Genomic DNA, 9919 nt, shown 5'->3' on the forward strand with positions numbered 1-9919 from the left:
GGACGCCAGCGCGGCCTGCACCGGCCGCGCCGTCGCGATTTCCGAAATGCCCAGCTCGTCGCGGGCATGAGCGCCCAGCGCATCGGCGGCCATGAGTTGCTGCGCCACCTGTCCCGCCAGATCGGGCGTCAGGCCGCGTTCGACATAAATGTCGCGCAATTCCAGCCATTCGGCGTGCGGCTGCGCGGCGAGCGCGGCATTTTCCTTGGCCAGGTCCGCGCGTTCCGTGTCCGACTGGGCGCTGACCGACACATATTCGCCCGCCGCCATCGACATGGCGCCCGCAACCAGCGCGGCGACGCCCGACAGCAGGATGGTCTGCGAATCCGCGCCGGATGCGGCGAAGCCCGTCATCAGGCTGGCGGTGGAGACGATTCCGTCATTGGCGCCCAGCACCGCAGCCCGCAGCCAGCCCACGCGGTTGATATAATGGACCGCATGATGGGGTTGTGCCGGTGCCGTTTGCGTATCCATCAGGGTTCCCCCTCTGCTTCGTCGGGCCGTTACTTAGCCGTTCGGTCCGGGCGAAGTCGAGCAGCGTTGCGTTTGCCTGTTCCCCACCAGCCCGAACCGGTCGGGGAAAGGTTCAGTTGGCCAGCCCTTCCGCCTTTTCCGCCAGTTCCAGCCAGCGCTCCTCGGCGGCGTCCTTGTCGGCCCGCGCCTTTTCGATGGCGGCGGTCAGGGCGGCGAATTTATTCGGGTCGCGGGTGTAGAGCGCCGGGTCGGCCAGTGCGTCTTCATCGCGGGCGATGGCGGCTTCCAGTTGCTCGATCCGCCCCGGCAGCAGGTCCAGGTCGCGCTGGTCCTTGTAGGTGAGTTTGGCGGAGACGGGCCTGGGCGGCGGTGGCGGGGCGGCTTCCTTCTTCTCCGCCCGCGCGGCGCGGCGCGGATCGCGCTTGGCGATCCAGTCGGCATAGCCGCCGACGATCACATCGACCGTGCCCGTGCCGTCCAGGCCCAGGGTCACGGTGACGGTGCGGTCGAGAAAGTCGCGGTCGTGGCTGACGATCAGGACCGTGCCGTCATAGTCGGCGATCACTTCCTGAAGCAGATCGAGCGTTTCGAGGTCGAGGTCGTTGGTCGGCTCGTCCAGCACGAGGAGGTTGGATTCGCGGGCGAATTCGCGCGCGAACAACAGCCGCGAGCGCTCGCCGCCCGACAGGGTGCCGACCTTCGCCTCGGCAAGGCTGGGATCGAACAAAAAATCCTTGAGATAGCCATGGACATGTTTGCGGACGCCCCGCACGTCGATCCAGTCGCCGCCTTCAGCCAGCACGTCGCGCACGCTCTTGTCGCCCTGCATCAGGCTGCGCTGCTGGTCGATGAAGATCATGTCGAGCGTCTTGGCGAGCGTGACGCTGCCGCTGTCGGGCGCCAGTTCGCCGGTCAGCAGCTTCAGCAGCGTCGATTTGCCCGCGCCATTGCCGCCGACGATGCCGATGCGATCGCCGCGCTGCACGCGCAGGGAAAAATCATGAATGATGGTGCGCCGGTTTTCGTCTGCACCGAAGGACTTGCCGACATGCTCGGCCTTGATGACGCTTTTGGTCTTGCTGTCGTCGCTGGCGACGGCGAGCTTGGCGGTGCCCTGCGGCCCCTGCATCGACGCGCGCTGTTCGCGCATTTCCCACAGCTTGGCGAGGCGGCCGTGGTTGCGCTTGCGCCGCGCGGTGACGCCGCGTTCCAGCCAGTGGGCCTCGATCTTGAGCTTGGCGTCGAGCTTTTCGGCGGCGCGCGCCTCTTCGGCATAGACCGCTTCCATCCATTGCTCGAACCCGCCGAAACCGACTTCGTTGCGGCGCATCTGGCCCCGGTCGAGCCAGAAGGTCTGGCGGGTGAGGCGGGTCAGGAAGGCGCGGTCGTGGCTGATGACGATGAAGGCGCCATTATAGCGCGCCAGCCAGTTTTCCAGCCAGTCGATCGCCGCGATGTCGAGATGGTTGGTCGGCTCGTCCAGCAGCAGCAGGTCCGGTTCGCTGGCGAGCGCGCGGGCGATGGCGGCGCGACGACGCTCGCCCCCGCTCGCCGTCCTGGCTTCGCGGCCGAGGTCGATGCCGAGCTGGTCGGCGATCGCCTCCACCGCATGGGCGGGCGGCGCATATTCGCCGGCCAGCGCGAAATCATGCAGCGTGGCGAAGGGCGTGACGTCGGGATCCTGCTCCAGCGTGATGACGCGGGCGCCGGGCTGGACCGAGCGGATGCCCTCATCCGGTTCGATCTGGCCGCCGATCAGTTTGAGCAAGGTCGTCTTGCCCGCGCCATTGCGTCCGATCAGCGCCAGCCGGTCGCGCTGCCCGACATGGATATCGATGCCGCGGAACAGCCAGTGGGTGCCCTGCGACAGGCCGAGATTTTCAAAGGAGAGGATAGGAGCCGCCATGGCGGTGCAGCTAGGGCCTATCCCGCCACGGAGCAAGGGGGCGGGAACCGCAAAGCTGTCGGACGGCTTTCAACGCTGCACAGCGTCCATTCATCGCATCCGGGCCAAAGACGGGTGCATCGCTTCCAGAGGAGACATATCCATGAAATCCGCCCTCGCCCTGATGGCGCTTGGCGCCGCCGCGCTGCCTGTCGCGGCGCTTGCCCAGACCAGCGTCACCATTGCGGAGACCGCGCCGGTCGTAACGCTCAACGTCACCGAAAGCGTGGAGGCCGCGCCCGATGTCGCGACCGTCGGCACCGGCGTCCAGACCCGCGCGCAGACCGCGCAGGCGGCGATGCAGGACAATGCCGCCAAGACCGAAAAGCTGATCGCCGCGCTCGCCAAGGCGGGGATCGCGAAAAAGGACATCCAGACCAGCGGCATCAACCTGAGCGCGCAATATGACTATAGCAATCGCGACGGCCAGCCCGAAGGGCCGCGCTTCATCGGTTATGAGGCGTCGAACCAGCTGACGGTCAAGCTGCGCGACATCAAGACGGTCGGCGCTTCGCTCGACGCGATGGTCGCGGCCGGGGCGACGAACATCAACGGTCCCAGCTTTTCGATCGACGATCCCGCGCCGATGCTGATGCAGGCGCGCGGAACCGCGCTCAAGAGCGCGCAGCGCCAGGCGGATTTCTACGCGCAGGCGGCGGGCTATCGTTCGGCGCGGCTGGTGTCGATCAGCGAGAGCAACAGCGGTGGCCAGCCGCCCATGCCGATGATGGCGACCGCCCGGTTCAAGGCGGACGCCGCCCCCACCACGCCGGTCGAGCCGGGGCAGGTCAGCGCGTCGGTGACGCTGACCGTGCAATATGCGCTGGAGCGCTAAGCCCTAATCCGCAACGCGCCAGCGCAGGACCGCACGGTCCGTGCTGGCGCCACGCACCAGCCGCGCGTCCACGCCGCGATCGGCGAAGGGCTTGACCAGCGGATCATGCTCGTCGCCGCGCACGGCGAGGTCGATCGGCAGGCCGATGCGCTGGGCCGCCCAGAGCGCCAGATCCAGCGCCTCCGCACTGGCCGGCGCGCCGTCGTCATCCAGCGCGAGTTCGGGCAGCGGCAGCACCGGCGGCTCGATCTCGATCGTCCAGCCCGGCGCCATCGCCGACGCGCGCTGTTCCAGCACCCGATAAGCGGCAAGGCCGGTTTCGGGCAGCGGGCGCGCCCGCACCACCGCCCGCTTGCGCGCGGTATCGACCGTCACCGCGTCGGGATCGACCCCCGCGATCAGCGCCAGCCGGTCGGTCAGGCGATCCACCTGGCCCTGCACCTCGCGCCGGGCGGTCTGGGCCGCGAGCAATTGGGCGTTTTCGGTGTCCGTGCCTTCGCCGACGCGAATCTGTTCGATGTCCAGCGCCACCGGCCGGCCCATCATGTCGCTCAATATCCGGCTGGCGCGCGCGGTCGCGTTGCGTTCGTAGCGACTGGTGAGCACGCTGGCCGTCACCGACAGCGGCTTGGCGTCGAAATCCAGGTCGAGCTGGGAAATGCGCGCGTCATCGGCAAATTCGCGGCGGATGACGTCGCGGGCTTCGCGCGCCGCGTTGGATTCCCAGGCGATCTGGCTGAGCGACAGGCCCAGCGGCACCGCCAGCGCCACGAAGATCGCGCCGATGAACACGGTCTGCATCCAGCTTTGCCGGGGTGAAAGGGCGCGGCCAAAGCCATAGAGCCGCGCCATGATGCCCGCCGCCAGCGCGATCGTCACGAAGTTGGTGAAGAAGAGGAGGAAGGCGCCGCCCGCCACCGTGGCGTTGAGCGTCGCGACACCGAAGCCGACAGTAGCCAGCGGCGGCATCAACGCCGTGGCGATGGCGACGCCCACGATCGTGCCCGCCTTGCCCCGGATCATCGCATAGGCGCCCGCCAGCGCGGAAAAGAGCGCGACCATGAGGTCGAAGAGATTGGGCCGGGTGCGCGCGGCGATTTCGCTCGTCACCGTCTGAAGCGGCGAGAGCAGGACGATGAAGGCGGTGAACAGCACCGCGATCAGCGCGCCCGCCGCCAGCGTGGACATGGTGCGCCGTATCTCGCGCGAATCGACCGTCGCCAGCGCGAAGCCCAGCCCCACGATCGGCCCCATCAGCGGCGAAATGAGCATCGCGCCGATCACCACGGCCGGCGATGACAGCAGCAGGCCGAGCACGGCGATGCCCGCCGACATCAGGATCATGAAGGCGTAGCGCGGGCTCCAGCCATCATCCTCCCGCACCCGTTCAACCACCGCCTGATGGTCGATCTCGCGGATCACATGGCTGCGCCACCAGCGAGGCACGGCCCGCCACAACGGGGGGTCAGCGACGGGTCTCTCTTCTTGCATCGACATGGCGAGAGGGCATAATCGAGCGCAGCGCCGCTTGCCACCCCGCAAACGGCCGATCATTCACCACCTGTTCAATGCCTTGCGCCTATGCCATGCCCATGACGATGAAGTGGAAAAGCCTGATAGCCGGCACGAGCGCCGTGACGGCCGCCGTGCTGTTGGTCCCGGCCGCCGATGCGGGCGGTCGCCGTGACGAGCAGGATGCCGCCCGCCGCGCCATGCTGGACGGGCAGGTCATGCCCTTTTCGATGATCAAGCGCCGCGTCGACGCCGCCGTAGGCGGCGCGACCTATGTCGGCAGCGAGTTCAACCCCTCGTCCAATCGCTATCGCCTGAAATATGTGAAGGACGGCAAGGTCATGTGGGTTGATGCCGACGGCCGGACCGGCGATATTATCGGCATGGCGCGCTGACCCGCGCGCTTCGACCTGTTGCATTTCGACCAGTCAAAACAGAAACGGATATAGCCCCATGCGCCTGCTGATCGTCGAGGATGAACCGAGCCTGGGCCATCAGCTCAGAACCACGCTGGAAGGAGCGGGCTATGCCGTGGACCTGGCCACCGATGGCGAGGACGGCCATTTCCTGGGGTCGACCGAAAGCTATGACGCGGTGGTGCTGGACCTGGGCCTGCCCACGATCGACGGGCTGACCGTCCTCGACCGCTGGCGCAAGGAGGGGCGCGCCTTTCCCGTGCTGGTGCTGACCGCGCGCGACAGCTGGTCGGACAAGGTCGCGGGCCTGGACGCGGGCGCCGACGATTATCTGGCCAAGCCGTTCCAGAGCGAGGAACTGATCGCCCGCCTGCGCGCGCTCATTCGCCGCGCGTCGGGCAATGCGTCGAGCGAGCTGACCGCGGGCGACGTGCGGCTGGACACCCGGTCGGGCAAGGTGACGCTGAAGGGTGATCCGGTGAAGCTGACCGCGCAGGAATATAAGCTTCTGTCCTACCTGCTGCATCACAAGGGCAAGGTGGTGAGCCGCACCGAGTTGATCGAACATATTTACGACCAGGATTTCGACCGCGATTCCAACACGATCGAGGTGTTCGTGACGCGCATCCGCAAGAAGCTGGGCGCCGATGTCATCACCACCATCCGCGGCCTTGGCTACAGCCTGGACGAGCCGGGGCGGTAAAGATGTGACAATCGCATCGCTCCGTTCGGTCAGGGCTGGTCGGGAAGGATTTTCGACGGGCGCTTGTCGACTTCGCTCGAAGCTGCTCGAACCGAACGGTTAATGGTCATGGATATTTCCCAAAGACCTCCCCCCGTCCGCTCCACCGGCTCGATCAGCCGGCGGATGATGGGCATCGCCGCGCTGTGGATCAGCGTGCTGCTGGTCGGCGGCGGGGTGGCGCTGGACCGGGTGTTGACCGACGCGATCACGCGCAATTTCGACGATGGCATGAATTATGTGCTGACGGCGATGATCGCGGCGTCGGAAATCGGCCCGGACGGCGAGGTGCTGTTCAACCGCGAACTGGCCGACCAGCGATTCCTGGAACCCAATAGCGGCCTTTACTACCAGATAAGCGCCACGGGGCATGAGGATTGGCGATCCCGTTCGCTGTGGGACCGGGCGCTCAAGGCGCCGGGCGAACATCATGACCGGCAATTGCATGTCTATGACAGCAAGCAGTTTCCCGGCGAGGATCTGCGCGTCATGGAACGGACGGTCGTGCTGCCCGGATCGGACACGCGCTGGCTGTTCATGGTGGCGCAGGCGCGCGCGGGTCTCGACGCGCAGATCAAGACCCTGCGCTCCACCCTGTTCAAGAGTTTCGCGCTGCTGGCGCTGGGCCTGTTCGTGCTGGCGACGCTCCAGACCATTTACGGCCTGCGCCCGCTGCGCAAGGTGCGGCTGGAGATCGTGCGGATGCGCGGGGGCGAGAAAAGCCGCGTGACCGAGCCCATGCCCGCCGAAGTGTTGCCGATGGTGGAGGAATTGAACGCCCTGCTCGCCCATAATGAGCGGCAGGCGGAGGAAGCGCGCACCCATGCCGGGAACCTGGCCCATGCGCTCAAGACGCCGCTGACCGTCATCATGAACGCCGCGACGGCGCAGGCGCCGGACCTGGGCGATGCGGTGATCCGCGAGGCGACGACGATGCGGCGGCAGGTGGACCATCACCTGGCGCGCGCCCGCGCGGTCGGCCGGCGCGGCGCGGCGCAGAGCCGGGCGGAGGTGTGGACCAGCCTGGAGGCGGTGGAGCGCGCGGTGCAGCGCCTTTATCCCGAAACCCGCGTCGACATGGATGGCGACAAGAGCGCGGCGGTCCGGGTCGAGCGGCAGGATCTGGACGAGATGCTGGGCAACCTGATCGAGAATGCCGCCAAATATGGCGGCGGCAGCGTATTCGCGACGGTCGGCCGCGCGGGGGGCATGGTGGAGATCGCCATCGAGGATGACGGCATGGGCATCCCGGAGGCCGATCGCGTCCGCATCTTCGACCGGGGCGTGCGGCTCGATTCGGGTAAGCCCGGCACCGGCCTCGGCCTCGCCATCGTGCGCGACGTGGCGGAGATTTACCGCGGGACGGTAGCGCTGGAGGAAAGCGAGGATCTGGGCGGACTGCTGGTGCGGTTGCGGTTGCCGGGGGCGTGAGACGGCGTGGATGGGGGATGGACTTGAAAGCGCGCTCCCCCACCGCTGCGCGCCTCCGCCTGAGCGGCCGGAACAGGCTGGCATCGACCATTCTCAGCCGATCAAACCGGCAATTCCGTTTCCTAATTGCGGACATTGGATCAGTGAGCCATCATCGCGTCTATGGAACACGATGAAGTGCATGATCACAGTTCGTTCGCGCAATACGTAACGCAGCTTCGAGCTGAACTTGACGATCCATCCCGGCAATCAGATTGGGAGAATGTCGATTTACGAGAGTTTCTGAGCGCGATGGCTGCTTGGGCAACAGATTGGGATACACCAGCGGACGAAAACCCTTGGCGGCACGCTGCGGGCGTTCTAGCGGCTGCATCGGTTTACGAATAGGGAAGCCGCCTGTCCATTTTCGGACGGGACAGCCGACCGAGCGCCAGCGACCAGTTTCAGAAGCTTAGGTAGTTTTCGCCTCTACCCCGATCCGGTCGTAAAATGCGGCGAAATCAGCTGCGATAACTTCAGCACTGTCACCGCCTGCCACCATGTCGATCACCACGATCGACCACGGCGCAACGCTGCGCGTGTCGAAGGCGAGATACTCGCCGCCGCCGTTACCGCCGAAAATGAGGAACCCCTTTAAGTCGGCTTGACCACAATTTTCGCTGTCAATTGCATCCGCTACAATTTTCGCTGGGTCCAAGCAGAAATTGTAGGGGCTGATAGCCAACGGTCCTTCGCCACCATTACTGAACGCGAGCAGATCAAGATACTGCTCCGGAAGATTGTCGGGGGCGAGTGCGCGCAAGCGGGCCAAGTCCGCTGATGTCGCTCCACCTACCCCGAACCAATTTCGCCCTTCGAGCATTCCTTGCCTTCCTCAAACTCGGCGTATGATTGTCTGTTTACTTATCATCTGCAACGAAAAGCTGACGGTCTCAAATCCACCCCTTATCGTCCTCCCTCGGAAAACCGGCTCCATCGCGCCTGGGCAATCCTATGACTGAGAAATTCACGCCATAGCCCATCTCCACATCCGCCTTGCCATCCCGCTTCGCCGCTGCGAAGCAATAGCAGCGGCGAAGCGTGCGGCAACGCCGGAACGGGATATTCCATGCGGCGCCATCTCTATCTCATCGCCGGCTTTCTTTCGATCGGGCTGGGCGCGATCGGGGCTTTTCTGCCGCTATTGCCCACGGTGCCGTTCATGATCCTGGCCGCCTTCTGCTTTGCCCGGTCCAGCCCCCGGCTGGAGGCGAAGCTGCTGGATCACCAGCATTTCGGGCCGCATATCCGGCGCTGGCGGGACAGCGGGGCGATCAGTCGGCGGGGGAAGAAGGCCGCGCTTGCCGCTTTTGCGTTCAGCGTGGTGCTCGCGCTGTTCTTTTCACCCTGGCCCTGGTTCCTGATCCCGGTCGCCGCCGCACTGATCGGCGGCGGCTGGATCTGGACGCGGCCGGAGGCGTGAACGGTCGGATTGGAATGGCCTATTGCTCGATCAGGTCGAGATAGGCGACGACGTCATTGTCAGTGGCGATGAACAGGCCCTCCTGCATTTCGGCGGGCTGCTGGTCCGCCACGCGCAACGCCTCGCTCAAGGGACCGTAGATCAGGGTGGTCACGCCGCCGTCGTCGCCCAGATGGTAGAGCCGCACGGTGGCGCCATCATAGGTGGTGCGCATGGCGGCGGCTTATCGCGCGTCCGCGCGCCGCGCGCAAGTCAGCGCCGGTCGCTGACCTTCATCGAGGGGGCGAGCATGTTGCGGCCGATCCGCACGGCATCATCGGTGAAATTGGCGACGAAGGTGGAGCCACGTTCCAGCCCCGGCACGAAGCCCGCCTTGTTGCCTTCGATCACCAGGCCCGCGCTGTCATTCTCCCGCCCCTCCGGCGCCACGGTGATGAAGGCGGACCAGTTGTCCTTGTCCTTGCCCTGCACCATTTCGTTGCCCGAAATCGTGCCGGTCGCGCCGTTGGACAGGTCGATCATATAGTTGGTGAGATGGCCGCCGCTGTCGTCGAAACTGTTGCCGGTGATGGTGACGCGGGGCGTGCGGGTTTTCAGATAATGGCCGCCATCACCCTGGTCGAAACGGCTGTTGGTGACGGACAGGCTGGCGAGGCGGCCGATATAGACGCCATGCGCGCAATCAAGGTCGCGATCGCAGCGGCCAAGCTTGCGGAAGGTGGATTTGTCGATGCGGACCTGCCCGCCCGCATAGTCGCCGGTCAAAATGCCTTCCTCGCTATTGCGGAACAGGCTGTCGGTGACGGTCAGATTGCCGCTTTCGAGGCGGATGCCCGCGCCATTGCCGTCGGGCACGCGGATATTCTGGAAGACGAGGCCGTCCACCGCGCTGGACCGGCCGCGCAGGACCAGAGCGCCCTTGCCCTCACACGGCACGCCGTCGAAGATCGCGGTGCCGGGGGTGGCGGCGCGGATGGTGACGTCCCCGCCCTGCTGCACCGCGCATTGGCGATAGGTGCCCGGCGCGACCACCACCGTGCCGCGCCCGTCGCCGATCGCGCGCAGAGCATCGGCCAACATGCCATAGGCGCGGCCCGTCTCC

At 66.0% G+C, this 9919-nt stretch carries 12 protein-coding genes; 6 read left to right on the forward strand and 6 right to left on the reverse strand.

From position 1 onward, the window contains the following. Nucleotides 1-474 (reverse strand): VIT1/CCC1 transporter family protein (locus C100_RS0123985; protein ID WP_037529658.1); only part of this gene is annotated, 474 nt, incomplete at its 3' end. A 112-nt stretch (nt 475-586) separates the two neighbouring features. Continuing rightward, complete coding sequence (locus C100_RS28575; RefSeq protein ID WP_024018449.1) at nt 587-2380, reverse strand: ABC-F family ATP-binding cassette domain-containing protein; 1794 nt, start codon at nt 2378-2380, stop codon at nt 587-589. 142 nt (nt 2381-2522) lie between these two features. Between C100_RS28575 and C100_RS28580 the strand changes: the two genes are divergently transcribed. Then, nucleotides 2523-3254, forward strand: coding sequence for an SIMPL domain-containing protein (locus tag C100_RS28580; protein ID WP_024018450.1), 732 nt, complete (start codon nt 2523-2525; stop codon nt 3252-3254). Between the two features lie 3 nt (nt 3255-3257). On the opposite strand, the gene C100_RS28585 is transcribed toward C100_RS28580, so the two are convergent. Next, nucleotides 3258-4751 (reverse strand): DUF389 domain-containing protein, encoded by a 1494-nt coding sequence (locus C100_RS28585; RefSeq protein ID WP_024018451.1) that lies wholly within the window; start codon nt 4749-4751, stop codon nt 3258-3260. A gap of 71 nt (nt 4752-4822) precedes the next feature. On the opposite strand from C100_RS28585, the gene C100_RS28590 reads away from it, so the two are divergent. The 4 genes from C100_RS28590 to C100_RS49415 all read left to right on the forward strand — a co-directional run bounded on the left by C100_RS28590 (nt 4823) and on the right by C100_RS49415 (nt 7742). Continuing rightward, entirely contained in the window at nt 4823-5161 is a 339-nt protein-coding gene (locus C100_RS28590; protein WP_024018452.1) for a hypothetical protein, read from the forward strand. 58 nt (nt 5162-5219) lie between these two features. Then, nucleotides 5220-5885 carry a response regulator transcription factor gene (locus C100_RS28595; protein ID WP_024018453.1) on the forward strand — a complete coding sequence of 222 codons (666 nt, stop codon included), beginning with the start codon at nt 5220-5222 and terminating at the stop codon, nt 5883-5885. Nucleotides 5886-6050: 165 nt separating this feature from the next. Continuing rightward, nucleotides 6051-7355, forward strand: coding sequence for a sensor histidine kinase (locus tag C100_RS28600; RefSeq protein WP_031308691.1), 1305 nt, complete (start codon nt 6051-6053; stop codon nt 7353-7355). Nucleotides 7356-7517: 162 nt separating this feature from the next. Beyond that, complete coding sequence (locus tag C100_RS49415; RefSeq protein ID WP_152536400.1) at nt 7518-7742, forward strand: DUF7660 family protein; 225 nt, start codon at nt 7518-7520, stop codon at nt 7740-7742. 64 nt (nt 7743-7806) lie between these two features. Here the strand turns inward: C100_RS49415 and C100_RS28605 are convergent, their stop codons facing one another. Beyond that, nucleotides 7807-8217, reverse strand: a complete 411-nt coding sequence (locus C100_RS28605) for an SMI1/KNR4 family protein (protein ID WP_031308692.1) — start codon at nt 8215-8217, stop codon at nt 7807-7809. A 246-nt stretch (nt 8218-8463) separates the two neighbouring features. Between C100_RS28605 and C100_RS28610 the strand changes: the two genes are divergently transcribed. Then, the gene (locus C100_RS28610; protein ID WP_024018456.1) at nt 8464-8817 is read left to right on the forward strand and encodes a YbaN family protein; all 354 of its coding nucleotides are present in this window, start codon (nt 8464-8466) and stop codon (nt 8815-8817) included. Between the two features lie 19 nt (nt 8818-8836). Here C100_RS28610 and C100_RS28615 read toward each other — a convergent pair whose 3' ends face one another. Then, nucleotides 8837-9031 (reverse strand): hypothetical protein, encoded by a 195-nt coding sequence (locus tag C100_RS28615; RefSeq protein ID WP_024018457.1) that lies wholly within the window; start codon nt 9029-9031, stop codon nt 8837-8839. Nucleotides 9032-9069: 38 nt separating this feature from the next. Next, a partial coding sequence (locus C100_RS28620; protein ID WP_024018458.1) for a right-handed parallel beta-helix repeat-containing protein occupies nt 9070-9919 on the reverse strand: 850 nt, incomplete at its 5' end.

This window comes from Sphingobium sp. C100 (assembly GCF_000508185.1).
Lineage (GTDB): Bacteria > Pseudomonadota > Alphaproteobacteria > Sphingomonadales > Sphingomonadaceae > Sphingobium.

Coding starts and splice junctions, on each gene's coding strand:
- C100_RS28575 (WP_024018449.1), bottom strand. CDS start 2,380: ATGGCGGCTCCTATCCTCTCCTTTGAAAATCTCGGCCTGTCGCAGGGC.
- C100_RS28580 (WP_024018450.1), top strand. CDS start 2,523: ATGAAATCCGCCCTCGCCCTGATGGCGCTTGGCGCCGCCGCGCTGCCT.
- C100_RS28585 (WP_024018451.1), bottom strand. CDS start 4,751: ATGTCGATGCAAGAAGAGAGACCCGTCGCTGACCCCCCGTTGTGGCGG.
- C100_RS28590 (WP_024018452.1), top strand. CDS start 4,823: ATGCCTTGCGCCTATGCCATGCCCATGACGATGAAGTGGAAAAGCCTG.
- C100_RS28595 (WP_024018453.1), top strand. CDS start 5,220: ATGCGCCTGCTGATCGTCGAGGATGAACCGAGCCTGGGCCATCAGCTC.
- C100_RS28600 (WP_031308691.1), top strand. CDS start 6,051: ATGATGGGCATCGCCGCGCTGTGGATCAGCGTGCTGCTGGTCGGCGGC.
- C100_RS49415 (WP_152536400.1), top strand. CDS start 7,518: ATGGAACACGATGAAGTGCATGATCACAGTTCGTTCGCGCAATACGTA.
- C100_RS28605 (WP_031308692.1), bottom strand. CDS start 8,217: ATGCTCGAAGGGCGAAATTGGTTCGGGGTAGGTGGAGCGACATCAGCG.
- C100_RS28610 (WP_024018456.1), top strand. CDS start 8,464: ATGCGGCGCCATCTCTATCTCATCGCCGGCTTTCTTTCGATCGGGCTG.
- C100_RS28615 (WP_024018457.1), bottom strand. CDS start 9,031: ATGCGCACCACCTATGATGGCGCCACCGTGCGGCTCTACCATCTGGGC.